Below are 16,646 nucleotides of genomic sequence, written 5' to 3'. Positions count from 1 at the left end.
TGGGGTGTATTGTCTTTTTTTATGTTAAATTTGGTATATAATGGTTTAAAAAGTTTAATTATACTGGAGGGGATAGGATGAATATAGAATTAGCTACATATGAAGAAAAGAATGAACAAATGAGTATGCGCCAAGTAATTAGCATTCTATTAATTATTTTTGGGGTCATGCATGGAATTGGTTTTTTGAACCTTTTATATGATTCTTCCTTATACCCATGGTATGTAGATCATCTTATTCCACCTTTAACATTTCTTACTATTATTTTTATATATTCACCAGCAAGAAATCACTGTGTACAGTTAGTAAAATCAATACAGTTCAATAATTTTAAACATTATGTAACGATAGTAATGACGATGATCGTACTGCTTATATATCTTGCAGTATTAAATTTAGTTTTACCACATGGGCTTCGTGTGGATGAACCTAATATAGTAATAGAGCCTACTAAAAATGAAATTATTTTATACGTAGTTGTACTCACGATTTTCGCACCGGTTTGGGAAGAGCTTGTATTCCGAGGTATGTTTTTTATGAAATTATCTCAGCGCTTCTCTATACTTAGTAGTGCCGTTATAAGTGCTTCTATATTTACTTTAGGGCATCCCCTTACAGTAGGGAGTGTTTTATATATTTTTGGTGGCGGTATATGTTTAGCTTATACGTATAAGAAAACAAATAACTTACTCGTCCCATGGGGGATTCATTTATTAAATAATGCATTTTTTATATTAGTAAATTTTCAATTGTAAAAAGACGCCTTTTTGAAAATGGCGTCTTTCGTATTTTGTAGCAGATAGAAAAGACTTTACAAGTATTATGTAGAGGAAAGATAATAGAAAAAATATGTGTATGGGGGAAGATTATGAGTAAATATAAATTACATATAAATAGAGAACAATTATGGAAAGGATGCGTTTTAAATTCGATTGCCCATGCAATTAATGTAGCGCATTGTCCAGATTTCTCACATGAAAGTTCATGGGACGGATTTAACTATAGTATGCAAGATACTCAAGGCGGACGAGGGACAATTACGTTTCATCCGAATTATACGATTGTATGTCTGCAAGATGTGAATAGCGAGAGAATAGATGAGTGGATTGATGCGGAAAATTACTTTGAAGGAGCACCTTCGGAAGTGATACATATTGCGAAAGAAGAAACTCTTCAATACATATTAGAAGAAGTAGAAGGTGAGACTGTACCTTTCATTACAACAGCATTTTGGATTGAGGATAGCGGTGCATATTCAATCGATTCATTTGAAGAGATGGAAGAGCATGGCGGATTTTTATTAGAAATCCCACTACTTGACCTGCAATCAGCAATAGAAAGATTAGAAGAAGAATATGAGCTGACAGAAGAGCAAATAGAGCTTTTACAACTCGTGTATGAGAGAAAAATTAAAAATCCAAACGAGGAAATTATGTTGTCTAAAGAAGAAGTGGCGATGATCGGAACGGATGATAGTGAAGGATTGGAAGTTAGTAAGGATTCTTTTGAAGAGATGAATATTACTTGGGCTTTGTAGGAGAGGATAAAATGTTTCCGATTGGTGAGCAGCCGAGGATTATAAAGGACTTGGAAAATGTTACTGCTAATTTAGAAGAATTAGCGATTGAGGGGAAAACAAAAAATATAGAACGACTAGCATCTTTACAAGTTAAGAAATTATGGGTTTTCGCAGTAAATCAAAAACAGTTTGAACATATTCTTTCGTATGCTCGTCCCGATATATTATATGTTTACGAAATGCGGGTAGAGGATTTAAGTGGCCTTCAGAAGTTATCAGATTTACAACAGTTGTATATGTGCTGGAATACAAAAGCGAAGACGTTATGGGATATCGCGTATAATAAAAAACTCAAATCCTTATTAATTGATGATTTTTCTAAGCTAGAAGATTTAAGTGCTTTAAGTAAGTGTCCGCAACTCAATACCTTTTACATGGGCGGTGGGATAAATACAGCAATGAAAGTACAAACTTTACAACCACTCGCTGCATTACAGAATTTAAAAAAACTTACTCTTATGAACTTAAAGGTTAAAGATGATTCGTTAGAACCTTTAATCCAATTGAAAAATTTACGAGAGTTAAGTTTATCTAATCAATTTAAGGTGGAAGAGTATGCAAAATTATCTGTAGCATTGCCATATACGAAATGTGAATTTTTCAGACCTTACGTATATATGAACGATGCAATAGAGGGAAAGAATATAATGGTGATTGGGAGAAGAAGACCAATCCTTAATTCGAAAACGGATATGGTAAAGATGCAAAAGTATGAAGAACAATTTAAAAAGTTACAAGAGGAATATAAAGCACTAGTAGACATATCAACTTCGTGAAAGAATACTTGCTCTTTTTCCTCGGTATTAAGATTTACAGCACAATGCAAATATTGCTGTAAATAGCGGTTAGCTTGTTCGTACTGTTTTAATTTGTAGAAAGAGAAACAAGTAAGAAGCAAGAATGCTTTTTCTTGTAATATTGGAACGACAGCTAGCACCGGAGTAATAGCGTGTATATTTGTTTTTGCTAAATTTTCATAAGACGCCCACACTTGAAACCAGTCGAAAATAGTAGAAAGGTAATTCGGAATGTTGATAGTTTCATGTGAAACATTATGCAATAACTGGTTCTGGTTCATATGTATAGGCTCTATTCTCGTTTGTAGAATGCAATCGAATATTGAAATGTTTTCTTGTATTTGTAACTGGTCTGTAATAAGCTGCGGGAGACCGATCGGGTGAACTCCGATGTTTATATAAAAACTATCTTCAAACTGGCTTTTTTGTATGTTAATGAGCTTATAAAATCCGTTTTCAGCTTTGCAAAATGTATGTCTTTTTTTCTTAAATCCAAGTGGTTTTAAAGCAGCGTGCAAATTTGTAATGAAATTTTTCTCCTCTTTAGAGTGAGGCTTACTCTTCGTCATATTCGTACGTAGTTAAGTTTTGTAAGAAACTCTCGAAATTAGGTGCTAATTCAATAATTTGCTCCATCTCATTATCGATAAATATAACTGGAGGATTTTCAGCAGTATTGCGATAGTCTAATGCAATCCACGTATGTCCGTCCCCAGATAAAAGTACGAGATTCTCAGGCATTTCCCATTCCTGAATTAAATAACGGCTCTCTAAAATACTAGATTCATTTTCATCAAAAGAAATGCCATATAAGCCAGAAACATTAACGTGATCGTCTGCCCAAGAATTCGGCTCTGAAGTAGGGTGAGCATCAAGGCGCAGTGTTCCTCCGTTTTGTTCTTTTAGCAGGTTTATGTACGATTCTGGAAGCTTTACGTTCAGTGCATCTTCTGCTTTTTTTATTAGTTCGTCGTTTATAGGTGCTAGTTTTAAATAATCATCTTCTGTCCAAATTGTAGTCTTCATATCGGAACTCCTCAAATAATAGTTTTAAGAATCTTATGTCATATATTATAGTTAGTTTAAATGCCGAGCGATAGAGGGAGAAATAAAATATGGATGTATTTGAATACCTTGATCATGTAAATTCTAAAGAAGACTTATTGAAATTTCTTGTACACCTTCAAAAAGATTTTAAAGTGAATAAAGATGAATGGGAGAACATAGAGGTAGAGAATTATTTAGATGCATTACACGGTTGGTTAGGTGCTTATGAAGGTGTTTATATAAATCAAGGGGAGAAGCTTCCAGAAAATATTCCATGGAAGTTTATTGCCCAGATGTTGTTCGCAGCAGCTTATTATGAATAAAATGGAATTTCCGAAAAATGGAATGGAGAAACTATTATGATGAACCACAATAAAATTAAACAACTTTTAGAACATGTAGATCGTGCTGAGGATAATGAAATTGAGTTAGAGTGTGAATTTGAATCAATCACAATAGAACTATTTAATAGTGAAGAGATAGAAGAAGGACAACTTGGTTATAGCGTGGATGGTGAAGGACAAAGTTTAATCGGAAATGAAGAAGGAGATTGGAAAGAAGGATGGATTGTAATTGGACTAGATTCATATCTTGGGGATCCAATCTTTGTAGATAGTAACGATAAGAATTGTCCAGTTTATACAGCTATGCATGGTGAGGGAGATTGGGAGCCGGAATGTATAGCGGAGCGTATAGAAGATATTATTGAGAAAGTGAAGGGGAATGTGCGAGAAATAAAATAGTATTTCAATGTGATTAAGAGGGAGGAAATGTAGTATATATTCACTAAAAAAGATGTATAAAAATGATTTTGATGCATCCTTTTTAGTGAATATATAAAATAATTAACTTAGTGTATTAAAGATATGATACATGATTATTTTAATATATTTAAAAGTAAAATGAAATAAGAAACGGATAATTGTCGGAATATATTCGATTTCCGTTCATTTTTATGAAATATGTGTACTTTTTGTTAGATTCCTTCATTTTGTGCATATACAATAAATGTATATAGAAATAAGAAAAGGATGATGTACGTGAAGGACACTGTTTTACAAGAAACGATTTCTCCACAAGAATTACATAAAGTTGTTCAAAAGAATACAGCTTATTATGACTTTAAGTGGGGTAAAGTAGAAAATCCAGCGCAAGGGAATACATGGAATTGGGTAGCCTTTTTCTTCCCAACTTTTTGGTTAGCTTATCGAAAAATGTATAAGTTATTTATTATATTTGCGTTATTGGCTATACCTAGTATAGTTATACCCCCTTTTATAGATATTCCAGATGGGATTTATGTAACATTTAATTTAGTTCTTCAATTAGGAATGATGATATTTACTGGATGGCAAGGAAACCGTTTATATTACAAGCATGCTGTTCGTGTTTTTCGTAAGGGAGAAGATTCGTCTGATCATGAGAAGGCGTATTTCTTACAATCAAAGGGTGGCGTGAGTATTGCTGGTATGATTGGTTTACAGGTTATAGTCGGGATTGTGTTTGGGTTAGCTGCGTTCGGGCTGTCCTTTTTACCAACTGAACCGAATATTAAAAACGTTGTTCGTTCAAGCGGTGAAGGGGTTACTTTAGAGATTATGACTGATAATCCAGCTTGGAAGTTTGTTAAGAAAGAAAAAGATTATGACGTAGTAGAGTTTACTGGTTATGATTATACAGAGAAGAAAAACGTGAAAATTAAATTTGCTGTTTATTTCGATGAAGATTATTTCGAGTGGCAAGAGATATATGAAAATAATAAGAAGTTAAGTGAAGAAGAAGTAGAAGAATATCAAATTTACATTGAAGAAAATAATTGGGGGTTCTAGAGGGAACTCGTTCATTTTGAAAAGAAGAATCTTGCGAAGGTTCTTCTTTTGTTTATTAGGGGGAGAGAAATGATTTCAGCATGAATAGAAGCTCTAATAGGATCTATTAGTTTAAGTACGGGTTTACACACGAAAAAGATTGATGTTAACATACGTTACTTGCAGCAGTATGAATGGTTTCTAATGATATATGAAGACAAGAAGTATCGAAAGTTATTTATTACGAACTACAAAGTTCGCTCATATTTACAAAGTAAGCTAAGAGTTCGATTGCTCGTAAAAAATAAAAATGCACAACGAAGATTTTTAAAATTAGTGGAAGAGCAAATAGAAAAACGGCATACGAATTGAAATTTTGTAAAATACAATAAAAAATGAGAATTTGAGGTAGGCTTGTCAATAACGTGAGACTGTGGCACTATAAAGAAATGCTATACAAATTTTATTTATCGAGATGTAAACATCAATTTTGATTTTTACGTATAAATAATGAACGGAGGAAATAAATTTATGGCTACTTTACCAAATTGTCCAAAATGTAATTCAGAATATACGTATGAGGATGGCGTTCTTTTCGTATGTCCAGAATGTGCTCATGAGTGGGGCCAAGAAGCAGAAGCTGAAAATAATGATGGTGCAAAAGTTGTAAAAGATGCGAACGGAAACGTTCTTCAAGATGGCGACGCTGTTACTGTTATTAAAGATTTAAAAGTAAAAGGAACTTCTTCAGTTGTGAAGATCGGTACGAAAGTAAAGAGTATCCGTCTAGTTGATGGCGATCACGATATCGATTGCAAAATCGACGGTTTCGGAGCTATGAAGTTAAAATCACAGTTCGTTAAGAAGGCATAAGTAAATAGAAGAGGAGGCGAATAGCCTCCTCTTTTTATTATGTCACTTTTTGTCGGTAAATCGATATTTCGTACAAAATCGTTGATATATTCTGAGTTATGATAGATATATTTGAAAAATCGTTGATATATTGCAAGTTATGATAGATATATTGAAAAAATCGTTAATATAATTTCACTCACCGAGAACGATGCATCATTTACTGAGCGAAAGTTACGATTTACCTCGCATCATAGTCAACCTCTTTCAACTGACATCGCTTATTAAAGAACGTTTTATATCCAAGCTGTAAAAAGATAATGACAGCAAAGGCAGTACTTCCAGAAATACCGAGTATGATGGCGATTTGATATTGAATGGCTGTGAATGGTGATACACCGGATAATATTTGGCCAGTCATCATGCCTGGTAAGCTTATAATTCCCATTCCGACCATAGAATTAATTGTTGGTAAAATCGCAGAGTCAAAAGCGTCTCGAATGAGCGGAGCAGCAGCTTCTTTCGGTGTTGCGCCGAGCATAAGTGCACCTTCAATTTGACCTCTTTGCGATTTCATATTGTTTAAGAACGTATTTGCACCAAGAGAAACACCAGTCATGGCATTCCCAACTAACATTCCTGTAATAGGGACGATATATTGCGGAGCATACCAAGGGTCATGACCGATAATAACAAAGATAAATAGTAGAAGTGGCCCAATTGATCCGGCGACCATGGAAAGGGCGGCTACTCGTTTTAATTCTTTAGACATTGGGATGTTAACCCGTTTATAAATATTAAAAATTGCAAAGGTAGTAATAGAAGTGATGAGAGCGATTGTATAAAATGGATTACTGTTTTCAAATACGTATGTAAGGACATATGCAACAAGTACGAGCTGAATCGTCATACGGAATGTTGCGAGCGCGATTTGTTTTTCGCGAGGTATTCCTTTTAATTTTACAAGTCCAATTAAAATAAGAATGAAAATATAGGCAGCTGCAAGTTGCCAAATTTGGAGTTCAATAATGCCCTTCAACTGAGAGCACTTCCTTTCTAGTTGCACCCTTTGTTTTGCTAATTTCAATAATATCGTCTGCAATTTCTTTTGGAAGTTGTTGCGAGTGTGTGATGAAGATAACTGTTTTTTTCTTTTTTCGTGCTAGTTCAGTAAATTGTTTCATAACGCGGCGTTCTGTATCACTGTCTAATGCTGAAGTGGGTTCATCTAATAAATAGACAGGCGGATCCATAAGTACGATACGTGCAAAGGCAAGTCTTTGTTTTTCACCGCCGGATAATGAGGAGGTGCTATCTTCTAATTGCTTGTCTAAGCTAACGGTTTGTAATGCACTCCGCAGGGCATCATCATTTGGAAATGGTTTTTCAGAAAGACGAAGTCCCATTAATAGGTTGTCTTTAACGGTTCCATCAAAAATAGGTGGAGTTTGCCCAAGCATAACTACGTCACGACGTAATTGAATAGGGTGATAATCAGAAATTAACTTTCCGTTATATTCAATTGTACCGGATGTTGGGGATTGTAAATCGTTTAACATGCGAAGTAATGTGCTTTTTCCGCTTCCGCTTTCACCGATAATACAAGTAATCTTTTCTTTTTGAATCTGTAAATAAGGAATGTGTAGTATATCTTTATATATAACGTCTTTTAATATAAACATAAATCGCTCCTTTCTGATTCTAGTTATATCGTATCAAAAAAAGAGGGGAAAATGGTTATAACGAACAACGTTTTTTCTTCGTCTTGAGTTTTATTAATAAGTTAAGTAAACGATCTAATTCTTGGCTGAAAGAAATCACTTTATCATGAGTGAATCCGTATCGTTCAACGAGATAGATTAACTCTTTCTTTTTCGCTTCTATTCGATTGTTTAGTTTCGATAAGTTCATAAGTCGAATGTAATGCCTCCTACAAAAGTATTTATCACATAAAAAATAAGACCGAATGAATTCGGTCTTAAAGGAAATAATAAAACAACTTACAAATAGCATACAATGTTTATCAATATTTTTTAATATGAAAATGAAAAATAAATCATTATAAATATTGAGAAAGATGTGTCTGATAATTTTTAAAAACTGATGCAAAGAGGCTGCCTACATAGTAGACAGCCTGTAAAGTATTAACCTTTATGATATTTGTACATCCAAAGAAGACCAGATTTTAATAATCTCGGTACACGTCCCATTAATGGTTGGTTTGCTAGTAAACCAAAGCCGTGCTTCTTACCAAGAGATCCTAGAACACCTTTTAATTTAATAACAGGTAGTTCATCCGGGAGTGGTTCATTATTCCAACGTTTTAATAATATTTGGACAATTTGTTCTCCTTGACCTTCAGCCAGTTGGGCAGATGGTGCATGTGGAAGTGCTGCGCAATCTCCTACAACGTAAACATGATCGTTATTTGGAATATTATGATATTTAGTTAAGACAACCCGTCCGCTACCATCTTGTTCAACTGGAAGGTTTCGAACAACTTCATTTGCTTGAATACCAGCTGTCCAGACGATTGCATCACATTCAAGTGGTTCATCGTGGTTGTAGACAATATTTGGTTCTACTTTTGTAATGTTAGAGTTTCGTATAATGTTAACTTTATGCTTTACAAACCATTCTTCTACGTATCTACTTAATTTCTCTGGATATGGGAATAAAATTCTATCTTTTCGATCAAATAAATAGATTTTTAAATCAGAACGGCTTTCACGAAGTTCACTTGCTACTTCAACGCCACTTAAGCCAGCACCAACGACAGCTACTGTTGCATTTGGTTCTAGACTATTTAATTGTTCATATGTCTTACGTGTTTGTTCAATTGATTGTAGACTATGTGTATATTCTCTAGCTCCAGGAACGTTATGATATTTATCTTCACAGCCAAGTCCGATAATTAAATCATCATATTGGATCGCTTCGCCGCCATCAAGATGAACAGCTTTTTCTTCGAGGTCAATATTTGTTACTGTGCCGTATTGAATATTGAGGCGTGGGTGTTCAGGAAACGGTATACGAATATGCGTTTCTGAAATAGTACCCGCAACTAATGCATAATATTCAGTTTTGAAGCAATGATATGGTACTTTGTCGATTAACGTCACTTGTACATCATCTGGAAGTTGGTTGCTTGGAAGTAGCCTTTGCAGAATTCTCATTCCACCGTAGCCGCCACCTAGTATTACGAGGTGTTTCATGATGGATTACCCCTTTTCTGTTGAAATATCCCCTAATCATAAAATTTTATATTAATAAAATATTTTGACTTTACTCAATCAAATTATATCGAATTTGTGAACAAATAACAATGCATGAATGAATACTCTGTTGTACAATAAGGAGAAAAGTAAACTGTTTTTCTTTTTAAGTTACTCTTTCATTGTAAGTAGCATGTTATATAGAAGAAATCATCTACTTTGAAGTGAAGTAATGAAGTAACTAAATAGTTTAGACTGTGTAACGAAAACAACAAGAAACAGCTTAGTTTTCTTCTTATAGATAAAGTGAAAAGGTAATTTGTTTTGTAGTACAGGGGGGAGAATTTTGATTAAACCATTAATTGAATTTTGTGTAGGTAACCTTGCAAGTGGTTCACAAGCAGCTCTAGAAAAATTAGAAAAAGATCCGAATTTAGATGTAATGGAGTATGGTTGTTTAGGATATTGTGGCATTTGTTTTGAAGGACCATTTGCACTTGTAAATGGTGAAGTTGTACAAGGTGCAACAGTAGAAGAGCTTGTTAATAATGTATATGAGTATTTGGATGAAAATCCAATGTTTTAAGGTGTTGCGAATTAGCAGCACCTTTTTCATTAGATAAAACTTTATTTCGTGGGGAAGACTAATACTGAGTATTAGTCTTCCCCAATCGAAAACAGTAGGATAAATAAAAAAAGGCCCTTTTTAGAAGGGTTTTTTTCTTACACAAATTGTGTAAGAGTGGCTCATCGCCAAACGTTGTCAAATATGAGAAACGGAGGACATTCATATTGTGTTCTAAAAGCATGCATTTTATACTTAACATAACAAATTATTTTTGGAGTGAATATAAATGAGCCAATTTTCTTTTACAAAAATGCATGGTCTTGGCAATAGTTATATATATGTAAATATGTTTGAAGAGCAAATTCCTGAAGAAGATTTAGCCCTTGTGGCCGAAAAGGTTTCAAATATTAATACTGGTATTGGAGCAGACGGGATGATTTTAATTTGCCCTTCAGACGTAGCTCCGGTGAAGATGCGTATGTTTAATAATGATGGTTCTGAAGGAAAGAGCTGTGGTAACGGTTTACGCTGCGTAGCGAAATATGCGTATGAGCATAAACTAGTAGAAGAAACAGTTTTCACAATTGAAACGTTAGCTGGTATTGTAACGGCTGAAGTAACAGTAGAAGCTGGTGTCGTGACATTAGCAAAAATCGATATGGGAGCACCGCGTCTAACACGTGCAGAAATACCGATGCTTGGTGAAGGTGAAACACCATTTATCCGTGAAAACTTCTTATACAATAATCATCGTTATGCATTTACAGCTGTTTCAATGGGAAATCCGCATGCGGTTATTTTTGTTGATGATGTAGAAAAAGCACCTCTTACAACACTTGGACCAGTTCTCGAGACACATGAAATGTTCCCAGAGCGAGTAAATGTTGAGTTTATCGAAATTTTGAATGATGACGAGATGAACTTCCGCGTTTGGGAACGTGGATCTGGTGTAACGCAAGCTTGCGGAACAGGAGCGTGCGCTGCAGTTGTAGCTGCTATTTTAAATGGAAAGATGGAACGTGGTAAGGAAATTACAGTCCATTTAGCTGGCGGCGATTTAATGATTGCGTGGACTGAAGAAGGAAACGTGTTGATGAAAGGACCTGCGGAAGTAATTTGCCGCGGAGTGTATGAGTACAAGATAGAAGCGTAAAGATGTATAATGGACTAAGAACAGAAGGGAAGGTGTATTTCATGATTGAAGTAACAGAACAAGCAGCTTTTCAAATTAAAGATATGTTAAAAGATGCTGAAGATGGAGAGAAGTATGTGCGCCTTGCTGTACACGGCGGCGGATGTAGCGGTCTTTCTTACGGCTTAGGATTTGAAGTAGAACCAAAAGAAGACGACACAGTTCTTGAGTTTTTCGGTGTTGAATTTGTTATCGATACAGAAAGTGCTCCAATTGTTAAAGGAGTAAAAATTGACTATAAACAATCTATGCTTGGCGGCGGATTCACAATCGACAATCCAAACGCAATCGCATCATGCGGATGTGGATCATCTTTCCGTACAGCATCGAATGCTGGTAAGCCAGAAGAGTGCTAAGTTTTTAGCCAAAAAAGAAAAGACCTTTTTAGCGATGGAATAAAATCGTTAGAAAGGTCTTTTCTTTTTGCGTTAAAACAGAAAATGCATGTAAAGTTACTTTAGATTTTAATTTAAACGTTACTATATATGGTATATATGATTAATGCTGTGAATTCGAGATTCATATTGTTCATTTTAAGATAAGATTATGTAGAAAAAATGTAAATGATTAGCAAAAATATACTATTTATTAGTTATATTTAATTTTAATATTTGTAACGAAGATGATTGGGGATTATGTTCGGACTAGTTGTAAATGCATCGGTTATTACTAATAGGTAGATTTATGCAGCACGATTGGTTCAACTAATAATCAGTGGGGAAGAAGAAAACCCCCCACTGATTAAAGTTTCACTTTATACAAAAAAGGTGCATGAGCGAGAAGGCTATAGCAAATTGTATAGAACTGAATAGTTCCGTATTAATTAAAATACGTTGATTACTAGATATAAAAAAACACCGGGGGGATTAGAGTGAAGTCATTTAAGAGAGTACTTATAGTAGGGATGGCGTTGACTACAGTATCGATTTTGGGAGCTTGTTCTAGCGATACAGACGTATTAACAAAAGCAGGAGCAAAGCAACCAGCGAAGGCGGAAGGTGAAGTACTAAAAGATCAGAAGAAAACACCTATGACTACGAGCAAACGTGAAAGTATTAAAAATGAGGATGCACCATCATCACAAAAGCGTTATATTTCTCATGATGAATTTCAACAGATTGAGGAAGGTATGACGTATACGGATATTCTTAATACGATTGACTATGGTGGTGAGAACATAAAACATTATAATAACCATGAAAAACGCGTATTTTATACTGAAAAAGATACGGATGGTACATATGAAATTATGGTTGAATTAAATACATATGGTTATGTTGTAAATATTGAACGTACTGCTATAAAGGATGAAGATAAAGATACAGATAAAGAGAATCAGGTATTTACGAAACGTAGTGAAGAGCCTGTAAAGGAATATGAAGAAAAAAACGATCGTGTACCGTGGTATAAAGATGTAAATAACAATTCGGCAGCAGTAAGTTACAATCATTATTTGAAAATCAAAAAAGGTATGGCCGCGAATCAGGTAAAAGCTGCAATTGGACAGCCACATGTGATTGAGAAATATAAATCTTATTCAGTATATGACTATACTGGTTATGGTGGAGAAGGATCATTACGTGTAATCTTTGAACCGAATGGAACTGTTACGGATGTAGTGGAAGACGGTTTACCACGATAATAAATTAGTTACGGGAAGAATTGTAGTAAAGTTGTCTTTGATTTTATAAAGTTTTTGGGAGCATCTCCGAATATAGGTGAAAAAATAATTCTCTTAGCTATGTTAACTACAGTATTAGTATTTACCGAAGTTTCTTCCAAATTCAATAGCGTTATCGTGGATGTTGTTGTCGTATTATCTTTGTTGATATATACCGCAGTAGGGCAGCAATTGTAACTGGACGTAAAAGGACGCGGAGGAGTAGCAGCCTCCTTTTGAAAGAAGGAGGAAAATATGATGGAGGATATTCTTGAATTCATAAGGAGATACGTAATTAAACCTGTTATTAGTTTAGTAAGATATCTTGTAATAGAGATTATAATTGAAGGCATAATAGAAGGCGTAATAAACGGTATAAGGAAATTACGTGATAAGTGGCAGAATTGGCGTGAAAGACGTTATTGGCGGTAGTGTAGCTGATGAGCGTGCGAAACAAAAACGTTATACAGAAATTTAATGTAATGACAATTTCTAAAGTGAAGAAATAATTATTATCTTACAAAAGTGTAATGTTCATGTCATGTTTTTGAATTTCTTCTTTAAGCTCCGGGCTTTAAGATAAGAATATAAGAAAAAACATATGAGGTGAAGGAAATGAAAAGATATATTGCACTGTTTAGTATTTTAGTTGTATTCGCAAGCCTTTTAGTTGGTTGTGATATTAATCGTTTAGGAAAAGATGAGTATTACGTTCAAGTTACAGCTGATGGAATTGAAAAAAATGAGAAGTTTGATAACGGAGAGCCACATAAATATTTCGAGTATAAATTAAAAGGATTCGATAAAGACGGTAAAGAGAAAGAATTAGAATTCATAGCTCAAAAAAATCTTCGTAAAGAAGCATTCCTACGCGTATACCACTCAGATAAAAAAGGTGTAACAGCTTGGGAAGAAGTGAAAAAAGACGAGCTCCCAGCGAAAGTGAAAGAAAAACTAAGTGTGAAATAAGACAGATAAAAAGGAATTGACGAACAGGGTCAATTCCTTTTTTTGTTTTCAAATTCTTCTTCTGAAATGACTTTAAATCCGTGTCTTTTAAATAAAGCAGTTGTCACTCCGAAACCAGTTTGCTTATTACCGTTAAATTCTCCAGTGTAAATCGTAGAACTACCACAAGATGGGCTGCGTTCTTTTAAAATAATATATTCTGGGTGTAAATCTTTAATTTGTTCTAATGCTTTATAAGCACCATTTACGAAAGCTGCTGTGACATCTTCACCATTTTTTGTTATCACTTTCGCTTTTCCGTCTAAAACGTCGTCGCCATTCCCGCCAATAATTTCAGCGGAAGGACGAGGTGTTGGTAGTCCTCCTAATACTTCAGGGCAAATGAGGACTGTATCTTCTTTTTGCAGAAGCTCCTCTATTTTTGAAACGAGATTGTCATTCCCGTCATAACGGCAAGCAATCCCACCTAAACAAGCGCTAATTACGATCATATTTTCATCTCCATTAAAAAATATTAACTATCACGCCAATTTCGCTTCCTGCCTCTTACTTATAAATGAGGTGATATAAATGGGAAGCTTATATAATTTAATGAAACCATATAGTGAATTTCGAAGTAAAGAAGAGTTTAATACATATCAAAAACAAGTTTTGAAGTGCTACCGATTTCAATTGAATAAAACTGATTCTATCATTATTCATTTTTTAGGAAAATATGCGGTGAATGAGAAACAAAAAACAGTAGGGGTTGCTTGTCCATTAATGGGGACGATTGCGACGAATGTTGGAAAGAGTATTCGTACAGTACGCCGTTCAATTGCAAAGTTAGAGGAACTAGGAATTATAAAGCGTGTTGCAACAAAAGAAAGGCATAAACGCGGCGGGTATAGTGCAAACTTATATGTATTTCTTACATCTGCGATTGACCGCATGGATGACCGTATGAAAATGTCCGCTTGTAAAACTGAGGATAATGCAACTGGCTGTAGTAAAAATGAGCAAAAAATTGCTGGGGAAACAATTCTTTCTAAAAACATTTCGCAAATAAAAGAGAAAAGAAAAGGAACGTATGAGCTTGATGAGACGTATTCCCGTCATGATATACCGAAGCCTTTTATATACGCACTGGTGCCGATGACGAGTAATCCGAAGAAAATTAATATATTTTGGAGTAAGGTCGAGCTTGCGTATAAAAAGAGTGGGTTATTAGAACAAGGTGTTTTACTAGAGCAAATATTAGCTGACGAAGAAGTGTATGGAAATTTAATTTGGCGCGTGAAAAGTGTTGTAAGAGCATATAAATATGGGGAAATTCGTAAAGACATTGGGGCACTTTTATACAGTACAGTGCGAGATTTATTTTTAGAGGTTGGATTAGAATGGGGAGCAGCATTAAGGAGAAGTAAGGGAATATCACTATTTGATCCATTCAAAAAAGAGCCATGCGTATAATACATGACTCTAAGTGGCTAATCGAACTTCCTTACAACTGGAACACGAATCGCTACAAATAGTACGAAGACGATAACAGCTATTGCACCACTTTTCATAACGGTTACGATTGGAATTCCCATTGCAAGTGCAAGTGATGTGAATGCATAAGAGAGCGGGATAAAGCCCATTGATGATAGCATAAGTAAACTCATTACGCGTCCCATCATTTCTTCTTTTACTGTCGATTGAATCATTGCCATAAGCGGTACAATCGCCATTGCGATTGTAATACCATAAAACATGCCGGCTAATAGTGCTTGCCAAAGTACGGTGCTAAAGTTGATGGCTAAGAAGAATATACCAGACAATAGCATCATGATAATACAAAATAGACCGCGTCTACGATTAATATTTTTTAAACCTACAATGATAGCACCGATTGCCATTCCGCCGCCTACAGATGCTTCTAAGTAACTAAACTGGAGCGAATCACCATGCAGAACGTTTTTAACAAAAAGCGGGAAACCAACTTGCATCGGGCCGATTAAAAATAAGTTTAAAAAAGCGCTACAAATAAGGAAAGTTGAAAGGAATGGCGATTCCTTTACATATAAGATTCCTTCTTTAATGGAAGTGAACATACCTTTATCTGTATCTTTTTGTTCTGGCATCGTAAATTGTATTTTTTGAACGAGTATGGCAGCGAAAATTAGTAATAAAATCGTAATGGAAAAGATTGTCTCATAGTTCGTAAATTTAATGAGAATACCACCAAGTACAGGGCCTAAGATGACCGATGCTTGGTTCGTCATTTGTGTAAGTGAATTTGCTTGTGTTAACCGGCTTTTTTCTACCAATTCCGGTAAGATAGATCCATCTGCTGACCAGAAGAAAGCATCAGCAAGTCCAAAGAATAAAGCGAATAAAGCAAATGTATATAGTGTTACATCACCGACAATGAACCATGTGAGAATGGTTGCGACAAGAATCGCTCGAATGATATTGGAGTAAAACATAATGTTTTTTTTCGGGAATTTATCAGCTACAGCGCCGCCGACAATCATAAAAATAAGCCTTGGAACACTAAGGGCTACGAAAACAACACCGAGTGAAGCTTCAAGGTTTAATGTTTTTGCTATGTACCACGTTTGTGAAAAAGTAAAAAAGGCTAAAGCAAAGCTTGAAAAAAGAGTAGCTGCCCAAAGAAAAAGGAAATTCGTATTTTTTAATAACGGTTTTCCGCTTCCTTCTAAAGCAGTTTTATTTTGTTGTAGTTCCTCCATATTGCTTCCTTTCTATGTGACGAATTTAAACTAAAAAACTTATTAACAATCGTTTTATACAGTTTCTAATATTTCTATACTGCACTTTCTCATTGTAGACAATAATAATGAATTTGCCCAGTAGCTATTTAACGACAAAAAAAGATGCCGAATTGGTATTATCCCCTATAGGTAGACAGTAAAAAAAGAGTCCATCTGATATGATGGACTCAATACTGTTTTATCTGGAGGGGATTTTTTTA

Annotated in this window: 21 protein-coding genes and 2 pseudogenes; 15 read left to right on the top strand and 8 right to left on the bottom strand. The window is 34.8% G+C overall.

Annotated elements, in window-relative coordinates; genetic code table 11:
• Nucleotides 1-77: 77 nt before the first annotated feature.
• From MR169_RS10535 to MR169_RS10525, 3 genes are all read left to right on the top strand, one after another.
• Entirely contained in the window at nt 78-755 is a 678-nt protein-coding gene (locus MR169_RS10535; RefSeq protein ID WP_001019403.1) for a CPBP family intramembrane glutamic endopeptidase, read from the top strand.
• Nucleotides 756-868: 113 nt separating this feature from the next.
• A complete protein-coding gene (locus MR169_RS10530) occupies nt 869-1,537 on the top strand; it encodes a hypothetical protein (RefSeq protein ID WP_016118823.1) in 669 nt (222 codons plus the stop codon).
• 11 nt (nt 1,538-1,548) lie between these two features.
• The gene (locus tag MR169_RS10525; protein ID WP_000483953.1) at nt 1,549-2,355 is read left to right on the top strand and encodes a leucine-rich repeat domain-containing protein; all 807 of its coding nucleotides are present in this window, start codon (nt 1,549-1,551) and stop codon (nt 2,353-2,355) included.
• Here the strand turns inward: MR169_RS10525 and MR169_RS10520 are convergent.
• Nucleotides 2,316-2,945 (bottom strand): annotated as a pseudogene (locus MR169_RS10520) (DUF4304 domain-containing protein); the annotation flags it as partial. The gene MR169_RS10525 and the pseudogene MR169_RS10520 overlap by 40 nt on opposite strands.
• On the bottom strand, nt 2,932-3,402 hold the full coding sequence (locus tag MR169_RS10515; RefSeq protein ID WP_002001370.1) for an SMI1/KNR4 family protein: 471 nt from the start codon (nt 3,400-3,402) through the stop codon (nt 2,932-2,934). The pseudogene MR169_RS10520 and the gene MR169_RS10515, both read right to left, overlap by 14 nt.
• Nucleotides 3,403-3,491: 89 nt before the next feature.
• On the opposite strand from MR169_RS10515, the gene MR169_RS10510 reads away from it, so the two are divergent.
• From MR169_RS10510 to phnA, 5 genes are all read left to right on the top strand, one after another.
• Nucleotides 3,492-3,746 (top strand): DUF7660 family protein, encoded by a 255-nt coding sequence (locus MR169_RS10510; protein ID WP_000382290.1) that lies wholly within the window; start codon nt 3,492-3,494, stop codon nt 3,744-3,746.
• Between the two features lie 36 nt (nt 3,747-3,782).
• On the top strand, nt 3,783-4,166 hold the full coding sequence (locus MR169_RS10505) for a hypothetical protein (RefSeq protein ID WP_086424172.1): 384 nt from the start codon (nt 3,783-3,785) through the stop codon (nt 4,164-4,166).
• A gap of 288 nt (nt 4,167-4,454) precedes the next feature.
• On the top strand, nt 4,455-5,252 hold the full coding sequence (locus MR169_RS10500) for a DUF2628 domain-containing protein (protein ID WP_242319358.1): 798 nt from the start codon (nt 4,455-4,457) through the stop codon (nt 5,250-5,252).
• Nucleotides 5,253-5,336: 84 nt separating this feature from the next.
• Complete coding sequence (locus MR169_RS10495) at nt 5,337-5,603, top strand: hypothetical protein (RefSeq protein WP_229197800.1); 267 nt, start codon at nt 5,337-5,339, stop codon at nt 5,601-5,603.
• Between the two features lie 159 nt (nt 5,604-5,762).
• Nucleotides 5,763-6,104 (top strand): alkylphosphonate utilization operon protein PhnA, encoded by a 342-nt coding sequence (gene phnA / locus MR169_RS10490; RefSeq protein WP_000212737.1) that lies wholly within the window; start codon nt 5,763-5,765, stop codon nt 6,102-6,104.
• 220 nt (nt 6,105-6,324) lie between these two features.
• Here phnA and MR169_RS10485 read toward each other — a convergent pair whose 3' ends face one another.
• The 4 genes from MR169_RS10485 to MR169_RS10470 all read right to left on the bottom strand — a co-directional run bounded on the left by MR169_RS10485 (nt 6,325) and on the right by MR169_RS10470 (nt 9,298).
• Nucleotides 6,325-7,122 carry an ABC transporter permease gene (locus tag MR169_RS10485; RefSeq protein WP_000676009.1) on the bottom strand — a complete coding sequence of 266 codons (798 nt, stop codon included), beginning with the start codon at nt 7,120-7,122 and terminating at the stop codon, nt 6,325-6,327.
• A complete protein-coding gene (locus MR169_RS10480) occupies nt 7,106-7,765 on the bottom strand; it encodes an ABC transporter ATP-binding protein (RefSeq protein WP_000470262.1) in 660 nt (219 codons plus the stop codon). Before MR169_RS10480 ends, MR169_RS10485 begins: the two co-directional genes overlap by 17 nt.
• Nucleotides 7,766-7,820: 55 nt before the next feature.
• Nucleotides 7,821-7,994: an aspartyl-phosphate phosphatase Spo0E family protein gene (locus tag MR169_RS10475; protein ID WP_001054089.1), complete on the bottom strand. Its 174-nt coding sequence runs from the start codon at nt 7,992-7,994 to the stop codon at nt 7,821-7,823.
• A gap of 233 nt (nt 7,995-8,227) precedes the next feature.
• On the bottom strand, nt 8,228-9,298 hold the full coding sequence (locus MR169_RS10470; RefSeq protein WP_000682077.1) for an NAD(P)/FAD-dependent oxidoreductase: 1,071 nt from the start codon (nt 9,296-9,298) through the stop codon (nt 8,228-8,230).
• 346 nt (nt 9,299-9,644) lie between these two features.
• Here MR169_RS10470 and MR169_RS10465 point away from each other — a divergent pair, with 346 nt between their 5' ends.
• From MR169_RS10465 to MR169_RS10445, 6 genes and pseudogenes are all read left to right on the top strand, one after another.
• On the top strand, nt 9,645-9,884 hold the full coding sequence (locus MR169_RS10465) for a YuzB family protein (RefSeq protein ID WP_000595026.1): 240 nt from the start codon (nt 9,645-9,647) through the stop codon (nt 9,882-9,884).
• A gap of 268 nt (nt 9,885-10,152) precedes the next feature.
• Nucleotides 10,153-11,019 (top strand): diaminopimelate epimerase, encoded by an 867-nt coding sequence (dapF, locus tag MR169_RS10460; protein ID WP_000077391.1) that lies wholly within the window; start codon nt 10,153-10,155, stop codon nt 11,017-11,019.
• 41 nt (nt 11,020-11,060) lie between these two features.
• Nucleotides 11,061-11,414 carry a HesB/IscA family protein gene (locus MR169_RS10455; RefSeq protein ID WP_000573825.1) on the top strand — a complete coding sequence of 118 codons (354 nt, stop codon included), beginning with the start codon at nt 11,061-11,063 and terminating at the stop codon, nt 11,412-11,414.
• A 515-nt stretch (nt 11,415-11,929) separates the two neighbouring features.
• A complete protein-coding gene (locus MR169_RS10450; RefSeq protein WP_000834601.1) occupies nt 11,930-12,700 on the top strand; it encodes a hypothetical protein in 771 nt (256 codons plus the stop codon).
• Between the two features lie 409 nt (nt 12,701-13,109).
• Nucleotides 13,110-13,193: pseudogene (locus tag MR169_RS28315) on the top strand (methyltransferase); the annotation flags it as partial.
• 140 nt (nt 13,194-13,333) lie between these two features.
• Nucleotides 13,334-13,687 (top strand): YxeA family protein, encoded by a 354-nt coding sequence (locus tag MR169_RS10445; protein ID WP_000833122.1) that lies wholly within the window; start codon nt 13,334-13,336, stop codon nt 13,685-13,687.
• Nucleotides 13,688-13,716: 29 nt separating this feature from the next.
• Here MR169_RS10445 and MR169_RS10440 read toward each other — a convergent pair whose 3' ends face one another.
• The gene (locus tag MR169_RS10440; protein ID WP_000635484.1) at nt 13,717-14,178 is read right to left on the bottom strand and encodes a 2-thiouracil desulfurase family protein; all 462 of its coding nucleotides are present in this window, start codon (nt 14,176-14,178) and stop codon (nt 13,717-13,719) included.
• Nucleotides 14,179-14,257: 79 nt separating this feature from the next.
• Here MR169_RS10440 and MR169_RS10435 point away from each other — a divergent pair, with 79 nt between their 5' ends.
• Complete coding sequence (locus MR169_RS10435) at nt 14,258-15,139, top strand: helix-turn-helix domain-containing protein (RefSeq protein ID WP_044797485.1); 882 nt, start codon at nt 14,258-14,260, stop codon at nt 15,137-15,139.
• Between the two features lie 17 nt (nt 15,140-15,156).
• Here the strand turns inward: MR169_RS10435 and MR169_RS10430 are convergent, their stop codons facing one another.
• Nucleotides 15,157-16,404: an MFS transporter gene (locus MR169_RS10430; protein WP_109140397.1), complete on the bottom strand. Its 1,248-nt coding sequence runs from the start codon at nt 16,402-16,404 to the stop codon at nt 15,157-15,159.
• Nucleotides 16,405-16,646 lie beyond the last annotated feature (242 nt).

Source organism: Bacillus cereus group sp. BfR-BA-01349, assembly GCF_022663795.1.
Taxonomy (GTDB): domain Bacteria; phylum Bacillota; class Bacilli; order Bacillales; family Bacillaceae_G; genus Bacillus_A; species Bacillus_A cereus.
Note: the sequence above shows the minus strand (reverse complement) of the source record. Positions and strands in the feature narration are given on the sequence as shown.

Excerpts from the sequence above, each read along its gene's own strand:
- MR169_RS10535 (WP_001019403.1), top strand. The coding sequence starts at position 78 with ATGAATATAGAATTAGCTACATATGAAGAAAAGAATGAACAAATGAGT.
- MR169_RS10470 (WP_000682077.1), bottom strand. The coding sequence starts at position 9,298 with ATGAAACACCTCGTAATACTAGGTGGCGGCTACGGTGGAATGAGAATT.
- phnA (WP_000212737.1), top strand. The coding sequence starts at position 5,763 with ATGGCTACTTTACCAAATTGTCCAAAATGTAATTCAGAATATACGTAT.
- MR169_RS10455 (WP_000573825.1), top strand. The coding sequence starts at position 11,061 with ATGATTGAAGTAACAGAACAAGCAGCTTTTCAAATTAAAGATATGTTA.
- dapF (WP_000077391.1), top strand. The coding sequence starts at position 10,153 with ATGAGCCAATTTTCTTTTACAAAAATGCATGGTCTTGGCAATAGTTAT.
- MR169_RS10430 (WP_109140397.1), bottom strand. The coding sequence starts at position 16,404 with ATGGAGGAACTACAACAAAATAAAACTGCTTTAGAAGGAAGCGGAAAA.
- MR169_RS10505 (WP_086424172.1), top strand. The coding sequence starts at position 3,783 with ATGATGAACCACAATAAAATTAAACAACTTTTAGAACATGTAGATCGT.
- MR169_RS10445 (WP_000833122.1), top strand. The coding sequence starts at position 13,334 with ATGAAAAGATATATTGCACTGTTTAGTATTTTAGTTGTATTCGCAAGC.
- MR169_RS10525 (WP_000483953.1), top strand. The coding sequence starts at position 1,549 with ATGTTTCCGATTGGTGAGCAGCCGAGGATTATAAAGGACTTGGAAAAT.
- MR169_RS10475 (WP_001054089.1), bottom strand. The coding sequence starts at position 7,994 with ATGAACTTATCGAAACTAAACAATCGAATAGAAGCGAAAAAGAAAGAG.
- MR169_RS10480 (WP_000470262.1), bottom strand. The coding sequence starts at position 7,765 with ATGTTTATATTAAAAGACGTTATATATAAAGATATACTACACATTCCT.
- MR169_RS10500 (WP_242319358.1), top strand. The coding sequence starts at position 4,455 with ATGATGTACGTGAAGGACACTGTTTTACAAGAAACGATTTCTCCACAA.
- MR169_RS10435 (WP_044797485.1), top strand. The coding sequence starts at position 14,258 with ATGGGAAGCTTATATAATTTAATGAAACCATATAGTGAATTTCGAAGT.
- MR169_RS10510 (WP_000382290.1), top strand. The coding sequence starts at position 3,492 with ATGGATGTATTTGAATACCTTGATCATGTAAATTCTAAAGAAGACTTA.
- MR169_RS10530 (WP_016118823.1), top strand. The coding sequence starts at position 869 with ATGAGTAAATATAAATTACATATAAATAGAGAACAATTATGGAAAGGA.
- MR169_RS10440 (WP_000635484.1), bottom strand. The coding sequence starts at position 14,178 with ATGATCGTAATTAGCGCTTGTTTAGGTGGGATTGCTTGCCGTTATGAC.
- MR169_RS10515 (WP_002001370.1), bottom strand. The coding sequence starts at position 3,402 with ATGAAGACTACAATTTGGACAGAAGATGATTATTTAAAACTAGCACCT.